25 protein-coding genes and 1 tRNA gene are annotated in these 25,963 nt (G+C 71.1%); 9 read left to right on the top strand and 17 right to left on the bottom strand.

Features of this window, described 5'->3' with window-relative positions:
* Window positions 1–54: 54 nt before the first annotated feature.
* The 7 genes from ACFE7H_RS09155 (at window position 55) to ACFE7H_RS09125 (ending at window position 6,309) form a co-directional block, all read left to right on the top strand.
* Window positions 55–1,695: an ATP-binding cassette domain-containing protein gene (locus tag ACFE7H_RS09155; protein WP_375400924.1), complete on the top strand. Its 1,641-nt coding sequence runs from the start codon at window positions 55–57 to the stop codon at window positions 1,693–1,695.
* A 44-nt stretch (window positions 1,696–1,739) separates the two neighbouring features.
* Window positions 1,740–2,942 (top strand): ABC transporter substrate-binding protein, encoded by a 1,203-nt coding sequence (locus ACFE7H_RS09150; RefSeq protein ID WP_375400923.1) that lies wholly within the window; start codon window positions 1,740–1,742, stop codon window positions 2,940–2,942.
* An 18-nt stretch (window positions 2,943–2,960) separates the two neighbouring features.
* Window positions 2,961–3,866: a branched-chain amino acid ABC transporter permease gene (locus ACFE7H_RS09145; protein WP_375400922.1), complete on the top strand. Its 906-nt coding sequence runs from the start codon at window positions 2,961–2,963 to the stop codon at window positions 3,864–3,866.
* Window positions 3,863–4,831 (top strand): branched-chain amino acid ABC transporter permease, encoded by a 969-nt coding sequence (locus ACFE7H_RS09140; protein ID WP_375400921.1) that lies wholly within the window; start codon window positions 3,863–3,865, stop codon window positions 4,829–4,831. The genes ACFE7H_RS09145 and ACFE7H_RS09140 overlap by 4 nt, the downstream gene beginning before the upstream one ends.
* 125 nt (window positions 4,832–4,956) lie before the next feature.
* Entirely contained in the window at window positions 4,957–5,220 is a 264-nt protein-coding gene (locus ACFE7H_RS09135) for a type II toxin-antitoxin system Phd/YefM family antitoxin (RefSeq protein WP_375400920.1), read from the top strand.
* Entirely contained in the window at window positions 5,217–5,615 is a 399-nt protein-coding gene (locus tag ACFE7H_RS09130) for a type II toxin-antitoxin system VapC family toxin (protein ID WP_375401038.1), read from the top strand. The genes ACFE7H_RS09135 and ACFE7H_RS09130 overlap by 4 nt, the downstream gene beginning before the upstream one ends.
* 484 nt (window positions 5,616–6,099) lie before the next feature.
* Entirely contained in the window at window positions 6,100–6,309 is a 210-nt protein-coding gene (locus ACFE7H_RS09125; protein WP_375400919.1) for a PIN domain-containing protein, read from the top strand.
* A 17-nt stretch (window positions 6,310–6,326) separates the two neighbouring features.
* Here ACFE7H_RS09125 and ACFE7H_RS09120 read toward each other — a convergent pair whose 3' ends face one another.
* Together ACFE7H_RS09120 and ACFE7H_RS09115 are read right to left on the bottom strand one after the other, a co-directional pair.
* Entirely contained in the window at window positions 6,327–6,770 is a 444-nt protein-coding gene (locus ACFE7H_RS09120) for a hypothetical protein (RefSeq protein ID WP_375400918.1), read from the bottom strand.
* Window positions 6,771–6,878: 108 nt separating this feature from the next.
* Window positions 6,879–8,450: a bifunctional 3-(3-hydroxy-phenyl)propionate/3-hydroxycinnamic acid hydroxylase gene (locus ACFE7H_RS09115; RefSeq protein ID WP_375400917.1), complete on the bottom strand. Its 1,572-nt coding sequence runs from the start codon at window positions 8,448–8,450 to the stop codon at window positions 6,879–6,881.
* 113 nt (window positions 8,451–8,563) lie between these two features.
* Here ACFE7H_RS09115 and ACFE7H_RS09110 point away from each other — a divergent pair, with 113 nt between their 5' ends.
* On the top strand, window positions 8,564–9,541 hold the full coding sequence (locus tag ACFE7H_RS09110; RefSeq protein ID WP_375400916.1) for an amidohydrolase family protein: 978 nt from the start codon (window positions 8,564–8,566) through the stop codon (window positions 9,539–9,541).
* Window positions 9,542–9,582: 41 nt separating this feature from the next.
* On the opposite strand, the gene ACFE7H_RS09105 is transcribed toward ACFE7H_RS09110, so the two are convergent.
* The 11 genes from ACFE7H_RS09105 to ACFE7H_RS09055 all read right to left on the bottom strand — a co-directional run bounded on the left by ACFE7H_RS09105 (window position 9,583) and on the right by ACFE7H_RS09055 (window position 19,689).
* Window positions 9,583–10,641 carry a maleylacetate reductase gene (locus tag ACFE7H_RS09105; protein ID WP_375400915.1) on the bottom strand — a complete coding sequence of 353 codons (1,059 nt, stop codon included), beginning with the start codon at window positions 10,639–10,641 and terminating at the stop codon, window positions 9,583–9,585.
* Window positions 10,638–11,537, bottom strand: coding sequence for a dioxygenase (locus tag ACFE7H_RS09100; RefSeq protein ID WP_375400914.1), 900 nt, complete (start codon window positions 11,535–11,537; stop codon window positions 10,638–10,640). Before ACFE7H_RS09100 ends, ACFE7H_RS09105 begins: the two co-directional genes overlap by 4 nt.
* Window positions 11,534–12,529, bottom strand: a complete 996-nt coding sequence (locus ACFE7H_RS09095) for a fumarylacetoacetate hydrolase family protein (RefSeq protein ID WP_375400913.1) — start codon at window positions 12,527–12,529, stop codon at window positions 11,534–11,536. The genes ACFE7H_RS09100 and ACFE7H_RS09095 overlap by 4 nt, the downstream gene beginning before the upstream one ends.
* Window positions 12,526–13,434: an IclR family transcriptional regulator gene (locus ACFE7H_RS09090; protein ID WP_375400912.1), complete on the bottom strand. Its 909-nt coding sequence runs from the start codon at window positions 13,432–13,434 to the stop codon at window positions 12,526–12,528. The genes ACFE7H_RS09095 and ACFE7H_RS09090 overlap by 4 nt, the downstream gene beginning before the upstream one ends.
* The gene (locus ACFE7H_RS09085) at window positions 13,431–14,489 is read right to left on the bottom strand and encodes an alcohol dehydrogenase catalytic domain-containing protein (protein ID WP_375400911.1); all 1,059 of its coding nucleotides are present in this window, start codon (window positions 14,487–14,489) and stop codon (window positions 13,431–13,433) included. Before ACFE7H_RS09085 ends, ACFE7H_RS09090 begins: the two co-directional genes overlap by 4 nt.
* Window positions 14,489–15,397, bottom strand: a complete 909-nt coding sequence (locus tag ACFE7H_RS09080; RefSeq protein ID WP_375400910.1) for a VOC family protein — start codon at window positions 15,395–15,397, stop codon at window positions 14,489–14,491. Before ACFE7H_RS09080 ends, ACFE7H_RS09085 begins: the two co-directional genes overlap by 1 nt.
* A gap of 148 nt (window positions 15,398–15,545) precedes the next feature.
* Window positions 15,546–16,760, bottom strand: coding sequence for an acetyl-CoA C-acetyltransferase (locus tag ACFE7H_RS09075; protein ID WP_375400909.1), 1,215 nt, complete (start codon window positions 16,758–16,760; stop codon window positions 15,546–15,548).
* The gene (locus tag ACFE7H_RS09070) at window positions 16,757–17,422 is read right to left on the bottom strand and encodes a 3-oxoacid CoA-transferase subunit B (protein ID WP_375400908.1); all 666 of its coding nucleotides are present in this window, start codon (window positions 17,420–17,422) and stop codon (window positions 16,757–16,759) included. Before ACFE7H_RS09070 ends, ACFE7H_RS09075 begins: the two co-directional genes overlap by 4 nt.
* Window positions 17,419–18,249, bottom strand: a complete 831-nt coding sequence (locus tag ACFE7H_RS09065) for a CoA transferase subunit A (RefSeq protein ID WP_375401037.1) — start codon at window positions 18,247–18,249, stop codon at window positions 17,419–17,421. The genes ACFE7H_RS09070 and ACFE7H_RS09065 overlap by 4 nt, the downstream gene beginning before the upstream one ends.
* A 389-nt stretch (window positions 18,250–18,638) precedes the next feature.
* Window positions 18,639–18,725: transfer RNA gene (locus ACFE7H_RS09060), tRNA-Ser, on the bottom strand.
* A 28-nt stretch (window positions 18,726–18,753) separates the two neighbouring features.
* A complete protein-coding gene (locus ACFE7H_RS09055; protein ID WP_375400907.1) occupies window positions 18,754–19,689 on the bottom strand; it encodes an alpha/beta fold hydrolase in 936 nt (311 codons plus the stop codon).
* A 169-nt stretch (window positions 19,690–19,858) separates the two neighbouring features.
* Between ACFE7H_RS09055 and radA the strand changes: the two genes are divergently transcribed.
* Window positions 19,859–21,214, top strand: a complete 1,356-nt coding sequence (radA, locus tag ACFE7H_RS09050; protein WP_375400906.1) for a DNA repair protein RadA — start codon at window positions 19,859–19,861, stop codon at window positions 21,212–21,214.
* Window positions 21,215–21,236: 22 nt separating this feature from the next.
* Here radA and ACFE7H_RS09045 read toward each other — a convergent pair whose 3' ends face one another.
* The 4 genes from ACFE7H_RS09045 to ACFE7H_RS09030 all read right to left on the bottom strand — a co-directional run.
* Complete coding sequence (locus ACFE7H_RS09045) at window positions 21,237–23,720, bottom strand: glycoside hydrolase family 65 protein (RefSeq protein WP_375400905.1); 2,484 nt, start codon at window positions 23,718–23,720, stop codon at window positions 21,237–21,239.
* A complete protein-coding gene (locus ACFE7H_RS09040; protein WP_375401036.1) occupies window positions 23,717–24,445 on the bottom strand; it encodes an HAD family hydrolase in 729 nt (242 codons plus the stop codon). The genes ACFE7H_RS09045 and ACFE7H_RS09040 overlap by 4 nt, the downstream gene beginning before the upstream one ends.
* A gap of 125 nt (window positions 24,446–24,570) precedes the next feature.
* Window positions 24,571–25,101, bottom strand: a complete 531-nt coding sequence (locus tag ACFE7H_RS09035) for an amino-acid N-acetyltransferase (protein WP_375400904.1) — start codon at window positions 25,099–25,101, stop codon at window positions 24,571–24,573.
* Between the two features lie 121 nt (window positions 25,102–25,222).
* Window positions 25,223–25,963, bottom strand: a 741-nt coding sequence (locus ACFE7H_RS09030; RefSeq protein WP_375400903.1) for an AAA family ATPase, incomplete at its 5' end; no start/stop codon positions are given.

Raw genomic sequence — 25,963 nt, 5'->3', positions numbered from 1 at the left:
GTCCGGCCCTGCTCGGTCATCTGGAACCTCCTCGTTCCGACTTGCAATTCACCATTGACGATTCCGTTCATCAATAGTAAATCTAGTCACCGCCAGCCGTCAACCGACGTGCACCTCCCCCAGGGTGAGGCGGCACTGCACTCCAACGAAGGAGAGCGCATGCGTCCCGCACCGATCAGCGCCCCCTCGCGCACCGAATCGGACGTCGTGAGCGTAGACCCGCTGCTGCGCGTCACCGGCCTCACCCGTCGCTTCGGCGGTATCACCGCACTCGACGACCTGGGGTTCGACATCCGTCCCGGCGAGCGGCTCGCGGTGATCGGGCCGAACGGTGCCGGCAAGAGCACCCTGCTGAAGTTGATCGCCGGGCAGGACTCGCCGACCACCGGGCGCATCGAGCTGGACGGCGCCGGCCGGGTCGATGGTCGTACCGCGCGCGAGCTGGCCCGGCACGGCATCGCGCTCGCGCGGCAGGTGCCGCGACCGCTCCGCAGCCTGACGGTGCGCCAGAACATCGACGTCGGCATCCGCACGGGGGCCGCGCGACGCACCGCGAGCGCCCGCGAGCGCGTCGACGAGATCCTGGAGCTCACCGCGCTGCAGGACAAGGCGACCCGGGAGGCGGGACGCCTGCCCCTGCTCGACCAGAAGCGGCTGGAGGTGGCCCGCGCGCTGGCGAGCGAACCGCGGCTGCTGCTGCTCGACGAGGTGAGCGCCGGCCTGAACGAATCCGAGTTGGACGAGGCGATCGCCCTCATGGCCCACCTGGGCGCCGGCGGCACGGCACTGCTGATCGTCGAGCACGTGCAGCGCGTCGTGCACGAGCTCGCCGAGCGCGTGCTGGTGCTGCACTTCGGGAGCCTGCTCACCTCCGGCACCCCGGCCGAGGTGACCGCCGATCCGCGGGTGCAGCAGGTGTACCTGGGCGGCGGATCCACCGGCACCCGGGCCGCCCGCACCGCCCCCGCCACGGGCCAGGGCCTCGCGATCCGCAATCTGACCGTGCGCCGCGGGGCGCACCGCGCGCTCGAGGACGTCTCGGTGACCGTCGCACCCGGATCGGTCGTGACCGTGCTCGGGCCGAACGGCGCCGGCAAGACCACCCTCGCCCAGGCGATCAGCGGTTCGGTTCCCGTCCGCGGCGGGACCATCGAGTGGCTCGGCCGCGACATCACCGCCCTGCCCGCCCATCGCCGCCCGGGGCTCGGCATCGCCCACTGCCAGGAGGGGCGGCGGCTGTTCCCGGGCCTCACGGTGACGGAGAACCTGACCCTCGGCGCATACGGCGTCCCCGCCGCGGAGCGCCGCAACCGGCTGGAGCGCATCTTCACGACGTTCCCCGTGCTCGCGGAGCGGCGCAGCCAGATCGGCACGACCATGTCGGGCGGCCAGCAGCAGATGCTCGCCATCGGGCGCGCGCTGATGTCGGATCCTCGCCTGCTCGTCCTCGACGAGGTCACCCTGGGCCTCTCCCCCAAGGTGGCGGACGAGATCTATTCGGCCATCGCCACGATCGCCGCGAACGACACGAGCCTGCTGCTCGTGGAACAGGACACGGAGCGATCGCTCGCGGTCGCCGACCACGCCGTCGTCCTGGCCCACGGGGAGGTCGTCTACGACGGCCGGCCGGCCGACCTCACCAGAGAACGACTCCTCTCCGCCTATCTCGGCGGCGTGGAAGCAGCAGCCGGATGAACCGGCCGACGCGGAAGGAACGCTCAACCATGAGACGAACAACCATGAGACGAACGACGGTGGTCGCGGCGGTGGCAGGGCTCGCCCTGGTGCTGAGCGGCTGCAGCGGCGCAGCCGGCAGCGGCGGGAGCGGCCCGATCAAGATCGGTGCCAGCGTGCCGCTCACCGGCTCCTTGGCGGGCTTCGGTCCGCTGATCAAGAGCGCCTACCAGGACGATGTCGCGCGCGTGAACGCTGCCGGCGGCATCAGCATCGGCGGCACCAAGCGCAAGGTGCAGCTGATCGTGCAGGACAGCAAGAGCGACCCGAACACGGTCGCCCAGCAGAGCCGCGACATGGTGCTGAAGGACGGTGTGGTCGCGCTGCTCGGGTCGGTCAGCCCGCCCCTCGCCATCCCCGCCGGCAACGTCGCCGAGCGGCAGAAGATCCCGTTCGTCTCGACGCTGACCCCGATCGAGGCGTGGAAGGGCGCGAACCCAGCCGGCTGGAAGTACTCCTGGGACTTCTTCTTCAACGAGAACCAGATGACGGACAACCAGTTCAAGACCGCCGACCTGACCTCGACCAACAAGAAGATCGCCCTCTTCACGGACAACGAGCAGGACGGCATCACGATGGGCAAGCTCTGGGCGGGCAAGGCGGGCTCCCTCGGGTACACGATCGCCTCGCACGCCCAGTTCCCGGTCGGGACGACGGACTACTCCTCCTTCATCGCGAAGGCCAAGTCGGCCGACGCCCAGGTGCTGATCGCGCAGATGATCCCGCCGGACTCGTTCGCGCTGTGGAAGCAGATGAAGTCGCTGCAGTACGCGCCGAAGGTGGTGTTCTGCGAGAAGTGCGGGGCGCCGGGCGCCTTCGCCGGCGCACTCGGGCCACTCGCCGAGGGCACGCTCACGACCCAGTTCGCGCAGCCGTCCAGCAACGCCATCGAGGCGTCGCTCCGGGCGAAGTACGTCCCGAAGCTGGGCGACAACGGCGACCTGTCGACGGTGCTCGCCGAATACTCCGCGGCCGAGGTGCTCACCGACGCCATCGCCCGGGCGGGATCGACCGACCCGGACAAGATCAATGCGGCGCTGGGCAAGACGAACGCGCTCTACCCGATCGGGGAGACGATCAAGTTCGGCGCGGACCACACGGCCAGCACCTTGGCGACCGAGAGCCAGTGGCGCGGCCGCGCGGTGGTGCAGGTCTATCCGAAGAGCGGGACCACGACGCTGCAGGCGCCCCCCGCCGGCCTGCAGTAGCGATACGGGACGGCGATCATGGCGGAAGCAATCGTGAACGGGCTGCTGAGCGGAGGGCTCTACGCGATCATCGCGCTCGGGCTCTCCCTGGTGTTCGGGGTGATGGGCCTCGTCAACCTGGCCCACGGGGACATCATGATCGTCGGGGCATATCTCGCTTCGCTGCTGATCGGCGCCCTGCACATCGATCCCCTGCTCTCGCTGGTGATCGTCGTCCCCATCGTGATGCTGCTCGCCTACCCGCTGCAGCGGTTCGTCCTGACCGGGCTGCTGCGGCGGGGACTCGAGCCTCCGCTGGTCGCCACGTTCGGTGTCTCACTGCTGATCAGCGCCGCCCTCGCGGAGCTGTTCGGCGGGAACGCGCGCTCCCTGGCCGCGCCGTACGCCTCCTCCGGGTTCGGCCTCGCCGGCGTCTCGGTGCCGACGATCGGAGCCATCACCCTCGTGATCGCGATCGTGCTGGTCGTCGCCACACACCTGACGGTCAGCCGCACCCAGTTCGGCGCGGCGCTGCGGGCGGCGTCCGCGGACCCGACGACCGCCGCGACGATGGGGATCGACGTGCAGCGCGTCTACGCGATCACGTTCGCGGCGGCCGCGGGGTTCGCAGCGGTCGCGGGCGTGCTGATCGGCGTCGGCTACTCCTTCGGGCCGACCACCGGCACCGGCTACCTGCTGATCGGCTTCACCGTCGTCGTGCTGGGTGGAACCACCGGCGTGCTGGGCTCCCTGTGGGGCGGCCTGGCGGTCGGACTGATCCAGAGCGTCGGCAGCACCGTGCTCGGCGGCCAGTACCGCGACCTGGTCGTGTACGTGGCGTTCCTCGTGATCCTGCTGCTGGCGCCCACCGCCTCCCGGCTGCGACATTCCCTGCCCCGGCGTCGCAGCGGCGCCCGCCTCAACACGGTCCCGGTGACCCGATGAGCGCCGCGACGGTGGTCCGGCAGCGCCCCCGCTTTCCAGCGCCGGCGCGATCGTGGACCGGGCTGGCGCTGCTGCTCGTCGCGGGGATCGCGGTGCATCCCCTGATCGGCCGCTCCGACCAGGACACCCTGACGACGCTGTTCCTCTACATCGTCGGCGCATCCGCCTGGAACCTGGTGGGCGGCATCGCCGGCCAGTTCTCCCTGGCGCAGTCGGCGTTCGTGGGCACGGGTGCCTACGCCACGGTGATGGTGATGCTGAAGCTCGGCTGGTCGGGCACGACCGCGCTCGTCGCGGCTGCCGCGGCGGGTGTGCTGCTCGCGCTCGTGATGGGCGTCGTGCTCTTCCGGCTGCGCGGGGTCTACTTCACGATCGGCTCGCTGGCCTTCGCGCTGGCGGCGGTGTCCTGGATGACCATCTGGTCGTTCACCGGTGCGACGGAGGGGCTGAGCGCCCCGCTCGCGCTTGCGCCCGCACCGGACACGCTCTTCACCCTCGCCCTCGGGCTCGCCGTCGTCGCGATCGCGATCTCGATCGCGGTGTTCCACAGCGGTTACGGCCTGCGCCTGATGGCCGTGCGGGACGACGAGGAGGTCGCCGACAGCCTGGGCGTCGCCCCGTTCCTGTCCAAGCTCGGGGTGCTCGTGCTGTCCGGGGCACTGACCGCGCTGGCCGGCGGCGCGCTCGCCCTGCAGACGATCTCGATCGAGCCGTTCTCGGCCTTCAGCGTCACCTGGACGATCTCGTTCATCGTCATGGCGATCGTGGGCGGCCTGGGCACGGTCTGGGGACCGGTGCTCGGCGCCGCGGTCATCTACTACGGGCTCACGGTGCAGCTGCAGGAGCTGCCGACGCTCGGCTCCGTCGTCTCGGGGCTGCTGATCGTGGTGCTGATCAAGTTCCTGCCCACCGGCCTGCTGGGCGGCGCGCGCGCCGTGCTCGCCCGGGTGCGCCGCGACTCCTGACCGGCCCTCCGCCACGGGGTGCCCGTGCACGATCGCGATGGCTCGGCGAGACCGGTCGGTCCGCGAATCGCCACAGCGACAGCTCTCCCTTCCAGCGCCGCTTCAGAACAGCTACGATGTAGCACATGGAGCGAGCGGGTATTCGCGAACTGAAGCAGAACGCGTCGGCCGTCGTCTCGGCCGCCGCAGCCGGACAGACGGTGATCATCACCGACCGGGGCCGGGAAGTCGCGCAACTCAGCCCGATCAGCGCCAGCCCGCTCGAGCAATTCCGCGCCGCGGGGCGTATTCGAGAAGGCCGCGGGACCCTCGCCGATCTTCCCTACCCTGAGGCCGGCGCACCGATCAGCGAGGTGCTCGCCGCGATGCGGGAAGAGGAGCGCTACTGAGCCTCCACTACGTCGACACATCGGCGCTGGTGAAGCTGGTGATCGCCGCACGCGAGACCCCGGCGCTCTTCGAGTGGCTCCGGAGCCCCGGACGGGAGCTGATCACCTGCGATCTCAGCCGGACCGAGTTGATGCGTGCGGTCGTGCGCGCGTCACCGGAGCGTGCTCCGCGGGTTCGGGACGTGCTCTCGCAGCTCACCCTCGTCACGGTCGCCACAACCGACTTCGACGTTGCGGGACGACTCTCGCCCCCCGCGGTTCGCTCGCTCGATGCGATCCACCTGGCGGTGGCCCTGTCGTTGGGCGACGAACTCCGATCGATCGTGACCTACGACCATCGGATGCGGGACGCGGCGGTCGTCTCCGGACTGCGCTGCGAGTCACCAGGCGGGTGAGCGACGCTCCCGTGCCCGTCGGCACTACCTACGAGTCGGCACCGGCGGCGCGATCTCGTGCGTCCTCGTGGCCTCCGACTCGCTCCGGATCCGGTCGCTTTCGGCCTTCGACGTGGCCGCGATGCGGGCGGTTGCGGCTTCCTCCGTCGCCCTCCGCTGGGCGTTCGCGCCCTCCTGCTGCACGAGCAGAGTCCGGGAGCCTGCCACCCCGATCAGGCCTGGGGAGGGCGATCGGCAGCGGCCCCGACGACGACGACACACCGGGGATCGGTCCCTCATAGGGGCGTCCCCACGCTCGCTCGCGTCGAATCCGCGGCAGTCGACCTCCCGGTTCGGCGGCGCTGTCGGAGCGATCAAGATGTCGAGTCCTTGCCGGACGAAGCGGTGATCAGTGTCGTGACGATCGCAGAACTGCACGCCGGGGTGCTCGCTGCGCCCAGCACGGCGGTGCGCGCACAACGCCTCGCGACGCTCGAGGCCGTCGGTGTGGCCGAGGCGCTCCCTGTCACACCCGCGGCGGCGCGTCGGTGGGCGGAGCTGCGCGTGCGACTTGCCGAGCAGGGGCGCACCGCCAAGATCAAACGACCTGTGGATCGCGGCGGTGGCGCAAGCCAACTCGATGGACGTGGTCACACAGGACGACGACTTCGACGCGATCGAAGCGGCCGGCGGCCCGCCGGTGCGTCGGGTCTGAGGGGCCTCGTCCCGCGATCAGGTCGTCGCGAGCACCAATACGAACTGACCGCCGCCCGATTCCACCTTCGTGGTGACAGCGAGGTCGGGCGCGAGCCGGGAGAGCCGGTCGAGGAGCCAGGTCCCGGCCTGCTCGGCGTCATCACGGCTGGGGCAGCGCGCCACCACTTCGCGGCCGCCCTTGCGCGCCAGGCGTTCCACCGTCGCGATGATGGGAGCGGCGTCGACGACGAAGAGGTTCGAGGGCCAGGCGACGACCGCCTTCACGGCGCCCTTTCGGGTGTTGCAGGCCCGGTGTGCGAGGCGCTCCTGTGCCGGGCTGCCCTTCTTCGGCTTGTCGCTGGTGACGGCGTCGATGCTGGGCCCGCGCGGATCGTTCACGCTCATCCGGGCGTCCACCGGCTCGTCGCACAGCCAGCAGCGCCAGGCGGCGCGATCGCCGACCTCGGTCAGGGTGCTCATGGTGCGAAGGTACGGGGTGCGGCCGCGAGTGGACTCGTCAGCATCGCGAATTCACTGCGCGACAGCTACTCGACCGACTGCTCTCACACGAGCGGGCGATAGGGCGTCTTACGAGAGCAGGGCGCCCTCGCGGCGCTCGCCGGCCGGCGAGGGGTGCAGGGCGTGGTCGAGCTCGTCGAGCAGCTCGCTCAGCTGCTCCGGCGAGGACGCCGTGCCGAACACCCGGAAGTCGGGCCGCACCACCACGGCGGTCGCGCCGTGCTCGGCGAACCAGGCGGCATAGAGGCCGTTCACGTCCACCACCGCATCCTGGGCGTGCCCGGGCGCTCCGGCGGCCTGCAGCACCAGGACCCCGGCGAACCGGGCGGCGACCGGCGTGCCGGCGGCAGCGGAGAGCGCGCCGTCGGTGGTGCCGAGCAGGAACCAGCCGTAGCCGAAGAGCTCGTCGAACCGGCCGGTGCGGCCGGCCGACTGCACGATGCCCTGCACGAATAGCTCGCCGCCGCCGGGCGAGGCCGAGACGATGCCCGGGCCGATGCCGGGGAACCGGATCTTCTCCGGGTCCTGGTGGGCGGCCCGGTTGGCGAGCAGCGCCGCGTCGCGGACCGCAGCGGCCTCGGGGTCGCGCAGCGTCTGCACGCGGCCGAGTTCGATGCCCTTGCGGATCACCGCCTCCACGTGCGGTTCGCGCTCGGACTGGTAGGAGTCCAGGATCGCCTCATCCGCGGCACCCGTCAGGATCAGGTCGAGGCGCATCGCCAGGCTGCACGCGTCGCGGATGCCGGAGCACATGCCCTGCCCGAGGAACGGCGGCATCTGATGCGCGGCGTCGCCGGCGAGCAGGATGCGTCCGAGGCGCCAGGAGTCCGCCAGCACGGACCGGAACGTGTACGTCGCCACCCGTTGCAGCTCGGCCTGGTCGGGCTGCAGGTACCGCGCCACGCGGGGCCAGACGGCCTCGGGGCGACGTTCGGTCTCGAAGTCCTCCACCGAGTTCAGAGCGAAGCTGAAGCGATGGTGGGTGGGGCCGAGCGAGATGATCGAGATCGGCTGCGCGGGATCGCAGACCTGCCGCGCCATGGGCAGGTCGTGGTCGCCCTTCAGCACGAAGTCGCAGACCATCCACGGTTCCGAGAAGCCCAGGTCGGTCGCGCCGATGCCGAGCCACTGGCGGGTGAAGCTGTTGCCGCCGTCGCTCGCGACCACGTACTTCGCGCCGACCGCACCGTCGACGGTCTGCACGACCACGCCGCCGTCGACCTCGGTATAGCCGGTGACCCGGGAGTCGAAGCGCACCTCGACGAGACCGGTGTCACGCGCCGCGGCATCGAGGGCATCCTCCAGATCGGGCTGGTACATCATGTACCACTCGGCCCAACCGCTGGCCCCCACCTCGGCGAAGTCGTGCTCGATGAGCAGCTCGCCGGCGCCGTTGCGCCACTCGTAGTTGTGCTGCACGTGCAGTTTCGGCAGCAGCGACTCCGCGAACCCCAGCTGGGCGAACGTGCGCATGGTCTCGTCGTCGAAGATGGCCGCGCGCGGCAGGTTGTACTTGCCGGAGTAGCGCTCCAGCACGACCACCCGGTACCCGGCACGGCCGAGCAGGGCGGCCGTCGCCATCCCGACGGGGCCGTACCCCACCACCGCGATGTCGTAGGCGATCTTGCTCTCGTCGGTCACAGCCGCCTCTCCGTCCGCCGCCATCGGCTTGACTCCGTCCACGCTACGATTCATTATTGGTGAAGTCAATGCATATGCGTGAAAGCGCGGTGCGGCCATCTCAAGGAGGAGACATGCGCAAGATCGCGCTCGAAGAGCACTTCGTCACCCCGGAGCTCGCGGCCTACGGTGCGGGGACCAGTGCCATCGCGCAGCCCGGCGTCTGGGCCGAGGCCTCGCGACGGCTGCTGGACTTCACCGAGGAGCGACTGCCCGAGATGGACCGAGCCGGGCTCGACATGCAGGTGCTGTCGCTGAACTCCCCCGGCATCCAGGCGGAGGCGGATCCGGTGGTCGCCGTGCGGGCGGCCTCCACGGTGAACGACGTCCTCGCCGGCGTCATCGCGGAGCACCCGACCCGCTTCAGCGGCTTCGCGGCGTTGCCGCTGCAGAACCCTGCCGCAGCGGCCGACGAGCTGGAGCGGGCCGTCACCCAGCTGGGCCTGCACGGCGGACTGGTCAACGCGCACACGGGCGGCAAGTATCTGGACCACCCCGACTTCCGGGTGGTCTGGGAGCGGGCGGTCGCGCTCGACGTGCCGCTGTACCTGCACCCGGCCAACGGCGTGGACACCGCGCACGTGCTCTCCGGGCACCCCGAGCTGGTCGGCCCGATGTGGAGCTGGGGCATCGACACCTCCACCCACGCCCTGCGCCTGATCTTCGGCGGCGTGTTCGACGACTTTCCGACCGCCAAGCTGCTGCTCGGCCACATGGGCGAGGGGCTGCCGTTCGTGCTGTGGCGCCTGGACTCCCGGTGGGGCTTCCACAACCACCAGGGGGTGGAGTTGGCGCGCGAGAAGCCCTCGGACTACCTGCGCGAGAACCTGTACATCACCACGAGCGGCGTGTGCTCCTCCGCCCCGCTGCTGGCGTCGCTGCTGGCCCTGGGGTCCGACCACATCCTCTTCGGCACCGACTATCCCTTCGAGTCGATCGGGACCGCCTGCGCGTTCCTGGAGTCCGCGCCGGTCAGCGAGGCCGACCGGGCGAAGATCGCCTACGCGAACGCCGAGCGGCTGCTCGGGGTGCGGATCCCCGTCGCCGTCTGACGGCCGGGCCCCGTCACGGGCTCGGCGTCAGGGGCTCGGCGTCAGCGGACCGAGTCGCCACGGATCGCCCGGCCGACCAGCTGCTGCACCTCGGTCGGAGTGACGGTGCGCGGGTGATCGATCGGGCGTTCGAGCACCAGGCGGGCCACCTCGTCCACCGCGGACAGCGGTAGTCCGAGCTCACCAAGCGAGGTCGGCGCACCCAGAGCGCCGGCTCGCTCCCGCAGCCCGGCTGCCGGGTCGTCGAACCCGCCCGCCCGGCCGACCGCGGTCGCCATCTGCGGGGCCGCGTCGGCGAGCAGGGCCACCACGTACGGCAGGACCACGGTGTGCGTCTCGGCGTGCGGCAGGTTCCACGTGCCGCCCAGCACGTGGCAGATGCGGTGGTGCAGCCCCATCGCGGTGGCGCCCAGGACGGAGCCGCACAGCCAGGCGGCCGCGAGCGCGTCCGACCGCGCCTCGGGATCGGATGGGGTCTGCACGATCGTCGGCAGCGCCCCGAGCATGAGGCGGATGCCCTCCGCGGCTGCGAGGTCCAGCAGCGGGGAACGATCTGGGGCGTACAGCCCCTCCACCGCGTGCGCGATCGCGTTGAACCCGCTGACCACCGACAGCAGCGGTGGCAGCGTCCGCGACAGCTCCGGGTCGTACAAGACCCCGACCGGCAGCACGCGCGGATCCCGGCCGGTGGTCTTGCGGCCGTCGGCGGTGCGGCCCCAGATCGGTGTCATCTCCGACCCGGCGTAGGTGGTCGGCACGGCGAGCACCACGAGTCCGGCCTCCAGGGCCAGCGCCTTCGCGAGCCCCACGGCCGATCCTCCGCCGACTGCAACGCAGCCGTCCGCTCCGATCTGGCGGGCGAGCGAGACGGCGCGCTGCACCACCGGCTCCGGAACGTGGGGGACCGCGTCGTCGAACCGGCCGGCGAACCGGGCGCCGAGTACCGCCTGGACCCGGTCGGCGACCGCCTTGCCGGAGCCCGAGGCGACGACGAGCACCCGCTGCAGTCCCGCCCGCTCCGCCTCCGCCCCTGCCCGGTCCGCGGCGCCGGGAACGAAGACGATCCGGCTCGCGGGGGTGGCCGAGGCGAACGGCCTCACGACTCGGGCGACGCCGATGACGCCGGCGAGGGCTGCAATACCAGGTCGATGTCGGCGACCTCGAACGGCGACTGCAATCCGTTGGCCGCCGCGTCCTCGGCGCTCGTGTTCGTGACGAAGGTCGTCACGAGGCTCTGCTTGACCGCGAAGACGGCGTCGGAGTCCAGGTACGGGCTGCCCGCGACGAAGATGTGCGTGGTCAGGTCCTCGAAGCCGGGCGCAGTGACGATGAAGTGGATGTGCGCGGGCCGGTTCGGATGCCGCTGGGCCGCATTCAGCAACGCGCCGACCGGTCCGTCCGTGGGGATCGGGTAGTAGCTGGGCACCACGCTGACGAAGCGGAATGCGCCGTCCGCATCGGTCGTGAACAGGCCGCGGCCGTTGCCGAGCGGCTGAATCCCGGGCTGCTGCACGTCGTAGAAACCGTGCGTGTCGGCCTGCCAGACGTCCACCGTAGCGCCCACGATCGGCTCGCCGGCCGGGGTCAGGACGCGGCCGGTGACGAGGCAGCGAGGTCCGTCGCTGGCCGCCGACACGTCGTCTCCGGCGTCCCGCGGCGGGGAGGCGACCACGTGGAACGGACCGAGCACGGTGGCGTCGGTCGCATCCGGGGTCTCGGCGTCGTTCAGGGTCTCCACGAGCATCGAGACGCCGAGCACGTCGGAGAGCAGGATGAATTCCTGGCGGGTGTCGTCGCACTTCTGGCCGGTGGCGGTCAGGTAGTCGATCGCGGCGCCCCACTCCTCGATGCTCGGCTCGATGTCCCGCACGAAATCGTGCAGGTGCCGCGTCAGGCTCTGCAGGATCTGCTTCGTCCTGGGATCGGGGGTGTGTTCGAAGCTGTCGAGCACCGCGGCGGTCAGGGTCGAGGAGTCGAAATCGGTGGTCATGGTCATGGTGTGTCCCCCTTCAGGGCAGGGTCGGTCGGTTCGTCGCCCGTGGTCGCCTGGGGCCGGGCCTCCTGACGGCTGGTCGTACCGGCGGAGCTCGCCGCCGGGCCCGCCGGATCGCCGATCACGTGGCTGATCCGGCCGACCCCCTCGATCGCCACCTCCACCCGGTCGCCCACGGCCAAGAAGGTGTTCTTCGGCATGCCGACGCCCGCCGGGGTGCCCGTCAGGATGATGTCGCCCGGCTCGAGGGTCATCAGATCGCTCGCCCCCGCGACCAGGCCGTCGATGCCGATCACGAGGTCTTCGAGCAGGGTGTCCTGCTTCGGCTCGCCGTTCACGCTGAGGGTCAGCCGCTTCGACTCGATGTCGGGCAACGAGAAGGCCGGGGCGATCCCGGGCCCGATCGGGCATGAGCCGTCCTGCGCCTTGTGCGCGAGCCAGTCGTAGGCGAACGGCGGGAACACGGCGTTCGGCCGGGCGAACAGGCCGCGGGCCGACAGGTCGTCGGCGACCAGGTAGCCGGCGACGTAGGAGCGGGCCTGCTCGCGGGAGACGTGCCGCGCGCGCCGGCCGATCACGACCGCCAGCTCGCCCTCCCAGTCGTACCGGGGATCCTCGCCGGACGGCAGCGGCACGACCGCGTCGGGTCCGACGATCGTGGTGGTCGGCGGCTTCAGGAAGAAGAACGGGGCGGCGTTCGGATCGGGCCGCTCCGTTCCCATCTCGTCGGTGTGGGAGAAGTAGTTCGCGCCGGCGCACAGCACCTTGCTCGGGAAGGTGATCGGCGTGGTCAGCGTCGCGCCCTGCACCGCGTCGAGGCCGTCGGCGTCCAGTGTCTGGAGGGCAGAGGAGTACTCCTCCCACCGCTCGAGCACGCCGAGCGCCGTACTCGGCCAGCCCGCGGGCAGTGCACGCACCGTGTCGCCGACGAGCAGACCCGCCCGCGGGTCGTCGTCATCCTCGACGACGTATTGGATCAGCAGCGGTCCGGTCACTGTGCCGGCTCCTCGTCGGTCATGGCTCGGAGGAGGCCGCCCTGGGGGCGATGCCCGAGCTCGGCCGACGCGTCGCCGACCGCGGCATGCAGCGCCTGGACGAGGTCGGACGTGTCGCCCTTCGCCACCAGGCGGGCCGGCACGGCGAGGCCGACGGCGAGCGCCACCTGCCCATCCGGTCCGAAGACCGGGGAGGCGTACGCCGCCATGCCGTAGATCATGTTGTTCAGGGCGCTGGCGTGGCCGTCCCGCCGCACCTGCTCGAGCAGCGACTCCTGCTCGACCGCCGGCATGCGCTGCGTCTCGCCGCGCGCCTGCTGGGCGGCGAGCGCCGCGGCGGTCTGCGGGCCTGGCAGGTGCGCGAGGAACACCTGCCCGAGCGCCGAGTCGAGCAGCGGCAGTACCGAGCCGACCCGAACCGTCATCGGCAGAGCGTGCAGGCCGGAGTCCCAGCGCACGATGACCGGACCCGACTCGCTCCACACCGCGACATCGACCGTGTGGCCGGTGTCGTCGCGCAGTCGCAGCGCGTGCTCGGAGGCGATGCTCTCGGCGTCCGTGCGCCGCAGCGCCTCGACGCCCAGGTGCCGGGCGGCCGGGCCCAGGTCGTACCGGCCGGTGCGCGGGTCGCGCGAAGCGAGACCGACCCGGACCAGGCTGACCAGGTAGCGGTGGACCTTGGCCGGATGCATGGCGCTGCGCCTGGCGACGTCGGACAGCGCCATCGGGCCGCGGCCGTTCTCGAGCGCCTGCAGCACGCGCGCTCCGACCTCGATCGACTGGATGCCCTGCTGGTGCGCCTCCTCGGGCCGGTCCAGCACCACCAGGCCGGTCGTCGAGGTGTCGGCCGTCGCGTCGTCCGCCGTCGCGCCGTCGACCAACGCAGGCGAGACCGTCGCGCTCACCGCGGGCCGCCCTCGACCACCAGCACCGTGTGGCCGAATGCGGCGCCCTCGGTCAGCGCGGCATGGGCCAGCCCGGCGTCGGCGAGCGGCGTCTCGTGCACGAGGCCCGCGGGCAGGCGGAACCCGCCGCGCACCAACTCCCAGAAGTCGAGCGTCGTCTGCGCCGTCGCGGTGCGGACCCCGATCAGGGAGAGACTGCGGACGTAGAACGGGGCGAGCGGTATGGACACCGTGGGCAGTTCTCCGCGGTTGCCGATGGCACCGGAGACGACGACGCGAGCGCCGTTGACCAGGGTCGGGAAGTACTTGTCGAAGATGTCGGGGGTGCCCACGTTGTCGATCACGCCGTCCGGGCCGGTCCCGCCGGTGGCCGCACGGATCGCCTCGGTCAGGTCGGGGATGGTGGTCTCCACCACCTCCACGTCGAGGGACGGCGGTACGAGCGCTGCGCGCCGCGTCAGGCCCAGGACCCGCACGCCGAAGCCGGGGGCGAGGGCTGCGATGACGGTGGCGAGCGCGCCGCTGATGCCGGTGACGAGCAGGGTGCCGCCCTCCGGAACCCCGACGACCCGCAACTGGGTGAGCGCGATCGGCCCGGTCGCCGCGAGCGCGGCGGCGTCCACCAGCGACACGTCGTCGGGCAGCTGGTGCAGGCTGTCGACGGGTACGGTGGCGTACTCGGCGTAGGAACCCCAGCGGTGGATGCCCACCATGCGCAGGTCGGCGCACTCGTACTCTCGGCCCGACCGGCACGGGACGCATTGTCCGCAGGTGTGGGTGTTCATCGCGGCGACCCGGCGCCCGACGAGCGCCGCGTCCACGCCCTCACCCACCGACTCCACGACGCCCGCGAAGTCGCCGCCCAGCACGTGCGGCAGCGTCACCTGCTGCGAGAACGGGTGACGCCCCGTCCGGGTCGCGACGTCGCGGGTGCGGGAGACCTCCACGGCGCCGACCCGCACGAGCGCCTCGCCGGCGGCGGGCGCCGGGGTCGGAACCTGCTCCATCTCCAGCACGTCGGGCGCGCCGAAGCTGCGCATCAGCACGGCCTGCATCAGTGCGCCACCATCTCGGGGTCGACCGGTCCCCACTTGTTGGCGGCCTCGACTCCCGGATCCCACACCTTGGGCCCCTGCGGCCACGTCTCGTGCCACGGCCGCGGCAGGAAGTGCGCCGACCCCTCGTCGGGCACGATGTCGAGCTCGGTGAAGAGTTCGACGAGGTTGCCGTCCGGGTCGCGGTGGTAGGTGAAGATGTTGTGACCCGCCCCGTGGCGCCCCGGACCCCACTCGAGCCGGATCTCTCGCCGGGCCAGGTGGTCGAGCGAATCCTTCAAGTGGGTGATGTCGCGCATCTCGTAGGCGACGTGGAACAGGCCGTGCTTCCTCGTGCTGCGCATCAGGTTGATCGCGTGGTGGTCGGTGTTGCAGCGCAGGAAGGTGAAGAAGTCGCCGATGATGTCGGACCAGCGGAACCCGAGGACGTCGGTGTAGAACGACTGCGTCCCCTCCAGGTCCTCCACGTACGAGGCGACGTGGCCCAGCTTGACCGGGCGGATTCCGAGCGACGACGGCTCTCCGCTCGGCGCCTGCTCGCTGTAGAGGTGGATCGGAGTGTCGCTGCCGTGCTCGCCGATCACCAGGGCGGCGTCGATGCCGGGCTGGGCATCGTGCCGCAATTCGGCGTCGATCCCGGTGGCCTTCAGGTCGCGGGCCACGTCCGCCAGGTCGCCCGCCACCTGGAATCCCAGGGCGGCACGACCGTCGGGCTCGCCCTGCTCGATGACGACGCAGTGGTGATCGGTGCTCGTGGTCAGGTAGGCGCCGGTCGCGCTGCGTTCCGTGACCGCGAACCCGAGCGCGTCCTCGTAGTAGTGGATCATGCGCGCAACATCGGGCGTGCGCACCTGGTAGAAGCCGGGCCGGGTCACTGGCGCGGGTGCACGACCGTTCGAATTCGTCATCGTCGACCTCCTCGGACGCCTTCAGCGCCTCCGCGGAACCGAGCATCGGACCCTCGCCGTCGAGAGTCGCCCGTCCGTCGCTCAGAGCGTAGCGCGTTACCGCATCCGTAAACCAGCCCGATCTAACCCGGAGGCGCGGGGTACGGGATCAGGCTCGGGCGAACACCGCCGCCAGACCCTGACCGCCGCCGATGCACATGGTTTGAAGCGCCCACTCGCCGTCGAAGTCGGTCATCTCGGCGGCCAGCGTCGCGAGCATCCGCACGCCGGTCGCACCGACGGGATGGCCGATGGAGATGCCGCTGCCGCGGGGATTGAGGCGCGGGTCGGCCTCGTCGAGCCCCCACTCGTCGAAGCAGGCGAGCACCTGCACGGCGAATGCCTCGTTCAACTCCAGCACGTCCAGGTCAGGAAAGTCGATGCCGGCGCGGGCGAGCGCCCGGCGTGCCGCGGGCACCGGGCCGATGCCGAAGCGCTCCGGCTCGACGCCCGCCACCGCCCAGGAGACGAGGCGCAGCACAGGGGTGAGCCCCAACTCCGCGGCCCGCTCGCGCGTCGTGACGATGCAGGCGGCGGCCGCGTCGTTCTGGCCGCTGGCATTGCCGGCGGTCACCGTGGCGTCCGGGTCCGTGAGGCCGAGCGCCGGCCGGAGCGCCGCGAGTTGCGCGAGCGAGGTGTCCGCCCGCGGATGCTCGTCGCGGTCGACCCGGGTGGTCCCCTTGCGGCCGGGGACGTCGACCGGGATCAGCTCGCCGTCGAAGGCGCCGGAGGTCTGTGCGGCCACCGCGCGCTGATGCGACTGCAGGGCGAGGGCATCCTGGCGCTCGCGCGAGATGCCGTACTCGCGGCGCAGGGTCTCGGCGGTGCCGATGTTGCCGTCGGGCGTCGGGTGCGCGTCACCGCCGGCCCGCTCGCGGCCACGGGACAGGGCGTCGTGCAGCACGAGCGACCCTGGCGGCAGACCGCGACGGCCCTGCTCGGTGTAGTAGGGCGCGTTGCTCATCGACTCGACCCCGGCGGCGAGCACCACGTCGCTCACGCCGGTCTGCACCTGCATCGCGGCGTTCAGCACCGCCTGCAGGCCCGAACCGCAGCGCCGGTCCAGCTGATACCCGGTGGCGGTGACCGGCAGGCCCGCGTTCAGTGCGGCGACGCGACCGATCGGCGCGCCCTCCATGGTCGGGTAGCACTGGCCGAGTACCACGTCGTCGACCGCGTCGCCCGACAGGCCAGTGCGCTCGATCAGGGCGCGCAGCACCAGGGTCGCGAGTTCGACCGCGGTCAGCGGCGCCAACGCGCCGCCGTACCGGCCGACGGGGGTGCGGATCGGCGAGCAGACGACCGCGTCGCGCAACTCGGTCATCGAGCGCCGCCAGAGATCGGGACCAGGTGGTCGGCGACCGCGAAGTCGGTGCCGGTGAGCTCTTGGACCCCCTGCACCGTCTCTCCGGGCGCCAACTCGATGAGCAGCAGTCCGGTATCGGTCACGTCGAACACGCAGCGGTCGGTGATGATGCGGTCCACGCAGGCCCGGCCGGTCAGCGGCAGGGCGCACTCGGCCAGGATCTTGTGCTCACCGGTCCTCGTGACGTGCTCCATCAGCACGATCACCCGCTGCGCGCCTGCGACCAGGTCCATCGCGCCTCCCATCCCCTTGATCAGCTTGCCGGGGACGGCCCAGTTCGCGATGTCGCCGGTGCGGGACACCTGCATGGCGCCGAGCACGGCCACGGTCACGCGACCGCCACGGATCATGCCGAAGCTCGCGGCGGAGTCGAAGAACGACGCCCCCGGCAGCACGGTGACGGTCTCCTTGCCGGCGTTGATGAGCTTCGGATCCTCCTCGCCCGAGAACGGGTAGGGCCCCACGCCGAGGATGCCGTTCTCGCTGTGCAGCACGATGGAGCGCTCGGGCGGCACGTGGTTGGGGATGAGCGTCGGCAGCCCGATGCCGAGGTTGACGTACGAGCCGTCCTCCAGTTCCAGAGCCGCTCGCGCCGCCATCTCCGTCCGGGTCAGGGTCATGCCGACGCCTCCTGCTGGTCGCTTGTGGGCTGTTCGCTTGTGGACTGTTCGCTCACGGGCCGTTCGCGGACGGTGGTCTTCTCGATCGGCAGCTCGCCGGCCTGCTCCGGCGTCAGGGCGACGACGCGGTCCACATAGATGCCGGGCAGGTGCACGTCGTCGGGGTCGATCGCGCCCGCCTCCACCACCTCGTCGACCTCCGCGATGGTCAGCCGACCGGCCATCCCCGCCAACGGGTTGAAGTTGCGCGCCGACTTCTCGAAGACCAGGTTGCCGTGCCGATCCGCCCGGGCCGCCCGCACGAGCGCGTAGTCGGTGCGGATGGCGGTCTCGAGCACGTAGTCCGTCTCGCGGCCGAGCGACGCGAATCGCTGCACCTGCTTCGGCGGCGAGGCGAGCAGCACCGACCCGTCCGGTCCGTAGCGCCAGGGCAGGCCGCCGTCGGAGACCATCGTGCCCACGCCGCTCGCGGTGAAGAACGCCGGGATGCCCGCGCCGCCGGCGCGCAGCCGCTCGGCGAGCGTGCCCTGCGGCGTCAACTCCACCTCGACCTCGCCGCTCAGGTACTGGCGCGCGAACTCGCGGTTCTCGCCGACGTACGACGCGATGATGCGGCGGATCCGGCCCTCCGCGAGCAGCAGCCCCAGGCCCCAGCCGTCGACGCCGCAATTGTTCGAAACGACCTCCAGCCCGGTCACCTGCCGCGCGAGCAGGGCGCGGATCAGAACGATCGGCACCCCGTTCAACCCGAAGCCGCCGACGGCCAGCGACGACCCGTCGGCGATGTCCGCCACCGCCTCCTCGGCGCTCGCGACCACCTTGTCCATCACGCGTCCTCCTTCATCGGCGTTCGGGCCCAATCGGCCGTCGGGGCTTCACCGACCTGCACACCACCCCATCCTCCATCCGCCGCCCCGGCCGAGGCGACGCGCGGTACTTCTGGCGGTCACGCGGTAGGTGTACCTCCCGCGGGACCGCACGGCTACCGCGCACGAGATCGGCCCTGAACTGCTCCGTCGACTTCTCGCGGAGCGGTCACCAATCTCACCTTCTCTTCAGCGTCCAGGCCAAGTCAGGCTTCGACATCGCTGAGCGGCCGTGAGCGTTGCGACAATCGCGGCGACTTCTGCTCTGAGATACCGCGGACGCTCACCCGAGTGAAGAAGACCCCCTCCGGTCGCCGCAGTCCGGCGGATCGGAGGGGGTCGACTCCCGGCGGTGGCGGTGGGATTTGAACCCACGGTGGAGTCACCCCCACACATGTTTTCGAGACATGCTCCTTCGGCCGCTCGGACACGCCACCGTCCGCGAGTCTACGGGATGGCCCGGATTCAGTGCCCGCCCGGCCCGTCTGCGCCCGACTGGCCGCGGTCCGGGGCGACGTGTGCGAGCACGTCCTGCCACGCGGCGACCACGACCAGGTGTCCGACGTCGCGGACCACCTGCAGCTTCGCGCCGTGGATGCGGTGCCGGTACCACTTGCCGTGCGCCGGAGGGACGACTGCATCCTTCGCCCCGTAGACCAGCAGCGTGCGCGCCCGCACACTGCGCAGATCGAAGCCCCAGTCGTCCGAGGCATGGGACAGCATGTCGTCCGCCGCGCCGACAGGCCCCTGCGTATATGCGTCCTGGAGCATCCGCTCCAGCCGGCCACGTACCCCGGGCTGCTGCAGTACCGCCGCGTCCGCGCTCGAGGCACCGACCAGCTGCGGATCCGGCGTCTCGCCGTCCTCGGGCATCTGGGACGAGAGCATCGACCGCAGTCCGTGCTTCGCCTCGGCGGCGGGCAGCGTCAGCAGCCGCGGCACCGCCTCCGTGTACTCGGACGGCATCCACGGGACCGCGGACTGCGGCGCGGGCGTCGCGACCACGGCGACCCGATCCACGAGATCGGGATAGGCGGAGGCGAGCGCAAGGGCGACGCGTCCGCCCGCGGACCAGCCGACCACGCCGACGTGTCGCGGCCCAGGCAACCCCGCCGCCTTCGCCTCGGCGCGGATGACACCCAGATACTCCGCCAGATCGTCGGCGCGGTCCGTGATGGTGGGCCACTCGTCGTCGGGCAGCGGCGGTGAGGCGCCGTAGCCGGGCCGATCCATCCCGATGAGGTGGACGCCCCACTCGGCCGTGATCCGCGGGTCGGGATCGAATCCGCCGGAACCCGGCGCCGGGTGGCAGAACAGCACGATGCGCTGCGAGACGGGATCGCCACGTCCCTGGACGCCCGCCTGCCGGCCGCCGCGCAGCGTGACGAGACGATCGGCCACGGGCGCTCCCTCCACGGATCCCAGGTGCTCGGCGCATCCGCGTCGGAGTGTCCCGGCAGTGCCTGCGTGGTTCCTGAGCGCTGAACGGTGGGCGGCGGAGGCGGAGCGGGCGACAGCGTGCAGCGGCGACGAACGCCCGCTGTCGGACCCCGTGCCTACCGTTCACCGCATGCCCACCGCCCGCAACCGAACCACCTCCGCCGGCTACCGCTGCACGGAGTGCGGCTGGCGCACACCCAAGTGGGTCGGGCGCTGCGCGGAGTGCCAGGAGTGGGGCACGGTCGTCGAAGCCGACGCCGTGCTCGGTCGGGTGCAGCCGGCCGCCGTACCGGTCGCCCGGCAGGCGAAGCCGGTCACCGAGGTGGGAGCCGACGCGGTGCGCCGCCGGCCCAGCGGTATCGGCGAGTTCGACCGGGTGCTCGGCGGTGGCATCGTGCCGGGCGCAGCGATCCTGCTCTCCGGCGAGCCCGGCGTCGGCAAGTCCACCCTGCTGACCGCCGTCGCGGCGCGCATCGCAAGCACCGGAGCGCGCGTGCTCTACGTGAGCGCGGAGGAGTCGCTCGGCCAGGTGCGGCTGCGCGCCGAGCGCACCGGGGCACTCCACCGGTCCCTGTGGCTGTCGGCCGAAACGGACCTGGCCGTGATCCTGGGGCAGATCGAGCAGGTCGAACCCGACCTGGTGATCGTCGACTCGGTGCAGACCGTCAGCGCGGCGGACACCGCCGGCTTCGCCGGCGGGCCGGCACAGGTGCGCGAGGTGGCCGCCAGCCTGGTCCGCACCGCCAAGGACAAGAACCTGCCCGTGCTGCTGGTCGGCCACGTCACGAAGGACGGCCAGATCGCCGGTCCGCGCACCCTGGAGCACCTGGTCGACGTCGTCTGCCACTTCGACGGCGACCGGCACACCGCGCTCCGCTTCGTCCGCGCGGTCAAGAATCGCTTCGGCCCCACCGACGAGGTGGGCTGCTTCGAGATGACGGGTGACGGCATCGCCGAGGTGCCCGATCCCAGCGGCCTCTTCCTCTCCCGCGGCATCGAGGCCGAACCGGGCACCTGCGTCGTCATGACCATGGAGGGCCGCCGCGTGCTGCCGGTGGAGGTGCAGGCGCTGGTCATCAAGACCGGGGCGCCGCAGCCGCGGCGGGTCGTGAACGGCGTGGACGGCAGCCGGCTGGCCATGCTGCTGGCGGTACTGGAGCGACGAGCCGGCATCGGCCTGTCCGGCTACGACGTCTACGTCTCCACCGTGGGCGGCGTGCGCCTGACCGAGCCGGCCGCCGACCTCGGCATCGCCCTCGCGCTGTCGTCGGCGGCGACGGACCTGCACATCCCGCACACGGTGGCGACCGCCGGCGAGATCAGTTTGGCGGGCGAGATCCGGGCCGCCCCGCAGGCGGCCAGGCGCGAGGCGGAGGCCCGACGACTCGGCTTCGGTCCCCTGCTCGGTCCCGACTGCGCGACCCTGCGCGGCGCCATCCAGCAGTCGACCGAGCACTCCACGCGATCGCCCGATCCGCTCCTCTGATCACCTGCACGACGCGGTCCGATCAGGTCGGCGCGATCGTCCCGTCGAGCTGATCCTCGTTGATCGGGATGCTCGCCGTCATCGGCGACCCGTCCTCGCGCCGCGACCTGCTGAACTTCTCCAGCGTCGGCCGGCCCGCCAGCACCGGACCCTGCCCGTTCAGCGTGACGGACACTGGGGTGCCGACCGCGATCGTGTACGGCGTCCCCCGCACCGAGAGCTGCACGGGATCGCCCGATCGCACCTCGAACACGATGCGGTCGTGCGTCACCGTGACGAGCATGCGGGCGCTGTGCCAGCACAGCCGGAACTCCAGTCCCGGCCACGACTCCGGCAGCCGCGGATCGAAGGTCAGCCGGCCGCCCACGTCGCGCATGCCGCCGAAGCCATATGCGAGCGCGCTCCAGACGCCGCCGCTGGAGGCGACGTGCACGCCGTCGTTGGAGTTGTGGTGCAGGTTCTCCAGGTCGACGAACAGGGCGTGCTCGAAGTACTCCAGGGCCAGGTCCCGGTAGCCGATCTCGGCCGCGATGATCGACTGCACGACCGCGGACAGGGTGGAGTCGCCCGTGGTCAGCGGGTCGTAGTAGTCGAAGTCCGCCCGCTTGCCCCGGTCGGTGAAGTCGCCCGAAAGCAAGAACAGGGCGAGTACGACATCGGCCTGCTTCAGCACCTGGAAGCGGTAGATCACGAGCGGGTGGAAGTTCAGCAGCAGGGGCAGCTTGTCCGGCGGCGTGTTCGCCAGATCCCACACTTCGCGGTCCAGAAAGTGGGAGTCCTGGGGGTGGATGCCGAACGCATCGGAGTAGGGGATGACCATGGCGTCGGCGGCGCGCTCCCACTCCGCCATCTCGGCTGGATCGAACTGCAGACGGTCGACCATCCGGGCATAGGAGATGGGGGATGCGTCGCGCACCTGACGCACCGCCTCGGCTGCATAGCGCAGGTTGAAGCGGGCCATCACGTTGGTGAACAGGTTGTCGTTGACGACGGTCGTGTACTCGTCCGGGCCGGTCACGCCGTGGATGTGGAAGGCCGTGCCGCCGTTGGAGCGCCAGAAGCCGAGCGTCGTCCACAGCCGCGCGGTCTCGACGGTGATGTCGATGCCGCCTCGCGACAGGAAGTCGATGTCGCCGGTCGCCCGCACGTACTTGGCGAGGGCGTAGGTGATGTCGGCGTTGATGTGGTACTGCGCGGTACCCGCCGCGTAGTAGGCCGACGCCTCCTCGCCGTTGATGGTGCGCCACGGGAACAGCGCGCCGCCCTCGTTCAGCTGGCGGGCGCGTGCGCGGGCCGCGGGCAGCATCTGCTCACGCATCCGCAGCGCATTGCGGGCGAACAGGGGCGAGGTGTAGGTGAGGAAGGGGAGGATGTAGACCTCGGTGTCCCAGAAGTAGTGCCCGCTGTAGCCGCTGCCCGTGACTCCCTTGGCGGGGACTCCGCTGGCATCGGCTCGCGCCGCCGCCTGAGCCAGGTGGAACAGGTTCCAGCGCACCGCCTGCTGCAGCTCGTCCTTGCCCAGGATCCGCACGTCGGACCGTTCCCAGAACGCGGTCAACCACTCGCGCTGCCGCACCCGCTGCACGGCGGTCCCGTCGGCCTGCACCCGGTCGAGCACCCGCTGGCAGCGGTCGATGAGTTCCCGCGGCGGCGCGCTGCGCGAGGTGTGGTACGCCACGATCTTGGTGATCCGCACGGGGTGGCCCGCCTTCGCGTGGACCCGGAAGACGTTCTTGGCCACGTCGGGAGCGATCGAGCGCCGGTGCACCACCTCGCAGTCGGTCTCGACGATGTGATCGGCGACGACGGCGACCGTCATTCGGGAACTGGTGACCCGGTAGCTGAGCGCGCTGCGGTCGTCGCGCTGCCAGAAGTCCGCCGGTTGCAGCACCCGCTCGGCCAGCGCCTGCGACCGACGCGGGTCGAATGCCGGCGTCTCGCCGTTCGGCATGGTGCGGTCGAACTCGTCCTGGCCGTCCTGCCGGTTCACGATCTGCGACGAGATGACGATCGGAGCGTCTGCGTTCTCGACCGTCACCTCGAACGTCATCACCGCGAGGTGACGCTCCACGAACGAGACCAGGCGGTCGGACCGCACCCGCACGCGTTTACCGGCCGACGTCAGCCAGAGCAGCTCACGGCGCAGCACGCCGTCGGCGAAGTCCAGCGTGCGCTCGTACTCCAGCAGCTCCGCGACGTCGAGCACGAGCGGCTCGTCGTCGACGTACAGCCGGATGACCTTGGAGTCCGGTGCGTTGATGATGGTCTGGCCCACCTCGGCGAACCCGTAGGCCCGCTCCGCGTGATGGATGGGCCACGTCTCGTGCAGACCGTTCACGAAGGTGCCGTGCTCGAAGGCGTGCCGACCCTCGGAGGAGTTGCCGCGCATCCCCAGGTAGCCGTTGCCGACGCTGAAGAGGGTCTCGGTCAGCCCGAGGTCGTCCTCTTTGTAGAGGCGCTCGGTCAGCCGCCACGGATCGACCGGAAAGCGGTCCTTGTCCCTCATGCTGCCTCCTCCAGGAGTTCCGCCAGGTCCCGCACGACCACGTCCGCGCCGGCCGCGTGCAGCGCGTCGGCGCCGGCACCGCGATCGACGCCGATCACCAGTCCGAATCCACCGGCCGCGCCCGACGCCACACCCGAGATCGCGTCCTCGACGACCACGCAGCCGGACGGAACCGCACCGACCCGTCTGGCCGCGGCCAGATACATGGCCGGATCCGGCTTGCTGGCCAAGTGCTCCCGCTCCGCGGTGAGTCCGTCGACGATCACCGGGAACCGGTCGGCCAGATGCGCGGCCTGCAGCACCGGGACCGCGTTCTTGGAGCTGGAGACGACGGCCACCGCCACCCCGATCGACTGCAGGCGGTCCAGCAGCGCAAGCGAACCCGGATATGGCGCGATGCCCTGCTGTTCGAGCAGCGCGAAGAACACGTCGTTCTTGCGGTTGCCCACGCCGCAGACGGTGTCGGCCGAAGTCGGGTCGCCGGGGTCTCCCCACGGCAGGTCCAAGCCCCGCGACGCGAGCACCGCGGCGACCCCCGCATACCGCGTGCGCCCGTCCAGGTACCGGAAGTAGTCGCGGTCGGTGAACGGCGCAGCCCTGTGCTGCGTCAGCAGCGCGCCGAACATCTCGGCCCATGCGCGCATGTGCAGGTCGGCGGTGGGCGTCAGCACGCCGTCCAGGTCGAACAGCACCGCGGAGGCGGTCAGGGCGGTGACGCTCGGCATCGCGGTGCGAGTGGGGACCGGCTCCGACACGGGGACCTCCGGTGAGGGTTGAGCGGCGGGATCGAGTCGGCGGTAGCGGGATCGGGTCGCGGGCGGCGGGATCCGTGCTGAGCGAACCGTAGCGGTCAGGCCGGAACGGCGGGTGTCTCCAGCGACTTCAGCATGCGCGTGTTGCCGAGCGTGTTCGGTTTCACGCGCGCCAGGTCGAGGAACTCGGCGACGCCCTCGTCGCCGCTGCGGGCGAGTTCGGCATACACGTCGGGGCCGACGATGCCGTCGCTGACGGCGGTGAAGCCGTGCGCGGTGAAGAAGTCGACCTCGAACGTCAGGCAGAACAGCCGGGTCAGGCCCAGCTCGCGGGCCTCGGCTTCCAGCCGCTGCAGCATCGCGTGCCCCACCCGCTGCTTGCGCCAGAGCGGATCGACCGCCAGCGTGCGCACCTCGCCCAGCTCCTCCCAGATCACATGCACCGCGCCGCATGCGATCACGCCGCCGTCCGGAGTCTCCGCGACGCGGAACTCGGGGACGGCTCCGAACAGCACCGCGCGATCCTTGCCGAGCAGGATGCGCTTGGCCACGAGCGGTGCGACCAGGGCCTCGATTCGATCCACGTCGCCCGTGCGGGCGCGGCGGATGGTGAATGGCTCGTCGGTCACCGGCTCATCCTTCCGACCGCTCGGCGTGCGGCCAAATCAGCCCCGTCCGGCAGGGACGACGAAGGGGCGCCCCCGCCGAAGCGGGTGCGCCCCTCGTGCTGATTCGAACGGTGGGCAGTGGTCAGTCGCCCACGGTGATCTCGCCGGCGGCGGCACCGACCAGCTGCTGGCCGCGCTTGTTCGTCGTGAAGACGAACGCCCCGTCGACGAAGTCGACGTGCACGTGGTCGCCGGAGGTCAGCTCGCCGTGCAGGATCTTCTCGCTGAGCAGATCCTCCACCTCGTGCTGCACCGCGCGGCGCAGCGGCCGGGCACCGAGGGTGGGGTCGAAGCCCACCTCGATCAGCCGCTCCTTGGCGGGCACCGTGAGCTCGACGGTCATGTCGCGGTCGAGCATGCGGTCGGAGAGCCGCTTGATGAACAGATCCACGATCTGCAGCAGCTCGGGCTTGGTGAGCGCCGGGAAGACGATCGTCTCGTCCACGCGGTTCAGGAACTCCGGCTTGAAGTGCCGCTTCAGCTCCTCCACCACCTTGGCCCGCATGCGGTCGTAGCTGGTCGACAGGTCGCCCTCGGCGACGAAGCCGACCGGTCCGCCCGCGATGTCACGAGTGCCGAGGTTCGTGGTCATGATGATCACGGTGTTCTTGAAGTCGACGACGCGGCCCTGACCGTCGGTCAGGCGCCCCTCCTCCAGGATCTGCAGCAGCGAGTTGAAGATGTCCGGGTGGGCCTTCTCGATCTCGTCGAACAAGACCACGCTGAACGGCTTGCGCCGCACCTTCTCGGTGAGCTGTCCGCCCTCTTCGAAGCCGACGAACCCGGGAGGGGCACCGAACAGCCGCGAGACGGTGTGCTTCTC

It is taken from the genome of uncultured Amnibacterium sp., assembly GCF_964250715.1.
Classification (GTDB): Bacteria; Actinomycetota; Actinomycetes; order Actinomycetales; family Microbacteriaceae; genus Amnibacterium.
The sequence above is the reverse complement of the archived record's forward strand: the minus strand, read 5'-3'. Positions and strand labels throughout refer to the sequence as shown.

Bases quoted from the DNA above. Each gene is read 5' to 3' on its own strand.
- ACFE7H_RS09150 (WP_375400923.1), top strand. From the start codon at position 1,740: ATGAGACGAACGACGGTGGTCGCGGCGGTGGCAGGGCTCGCCCTGGTG.
- ACFE7H_RS09145 (WP_375400922.1), top strand. From the start codon at position 2,961: ATGGCGGAAGCAATCGTGAACGGGCTGCTGAGCGGAGGGCTCTACGCG.
- ACFE7H_RS09140 (WP_375400921.1), top strand. From the start codon at position 3,863: ATGAGCGCCGCGACGGTGGTCCGGCAGCGCCCCCGCTTTCCAGCGCCG.
- ACFE7H_RS09135 (WP_375400920.1), top strand. From the start codon at position 4,957: ATGGAGCGAGCGGGTATTCGCGAACTGAAGCAGAACGCGTCGGCCGTC.
- ACFE7H_RS09120 (WP_375400918.1), bottom strand. From the start codon at position 6,770: ATGAGCACCCTGACCGAGGTCGGCGATCGCGCCGCCTGGCGCTGCTGG.
- ACFE7H_RS09110 (WP_375400916.1), top strand. From the start codon at position 8,564: ATGCGCAAGATCGCGCTCGAAGAGCACTTCGTCACCCCGGAGCTCGCG.
- ACFE7H_RS09100 (WP_375400914.1), bottom strand. From the start codon at position 11,537: ATGACCATGACCACCGATTTCGACTCCTCGACCCTGACCGCCGCGGTG.
- ACFE7H_RS09085 (WP_375400911.1), bottom strand. From the start codon at position 14,489: ATGCAGGCCGTGCTGATGCGCAGCTTCGGCGCGCCCGACGTGCTGGAG.
- ACFE7H_RS09080 (WP_375400910.1), bottom strand. From the start codon at position 15,397: ATGACGAATTCGAACGGTCGTGCACCCGCGCCAGTGACCCGGCCCGGC.
- ACFE7H_RS09075 (WP_375400909.1), bottom strand. From the start codon at position 16,760: ATGACCGAGTTGCGCGACGCGGTCGTCTGCTCGCCGATCCGCACCCCC.
- ACFE7H_RS09070 (WP_375400908.1), bottom strand. From the start codon at position 17,422: ATGACCCTGACCCGGACGGAGATGGCGGCGCGAGCGGCTCTGGAACTG.
- ACFE7H_RS09065 (WP_375401037.1), bottom strand. From the start codon at position 18,249: ATGGACAAGGTGGTCGCGAGCGCCGAGGAGGCGGTGGCGGACATCGCC.
- radA (WP_375400906.1), top strand. From the start codon at position 19,859: ATGCCCACCGCCCGCAACCGAACCACCTCCGCCGGCTACCGCTGCACG.
- ACFE7H_RS09045 (WP_375400905.1), bottom strand. From the start codon at position 23,720: ATGAGGGACAAGGACCGCTTTCCGGTCGATCCGTGGCGGCTGACCGAG.
- ACFE7H_RS09040 (WP_375401036.1), bottom strand. From the start codon at position 24,445: ATGCCGAGCGTCACCGCCCTGACCGCCTCCGCGGTGCTGTTCGACCTG.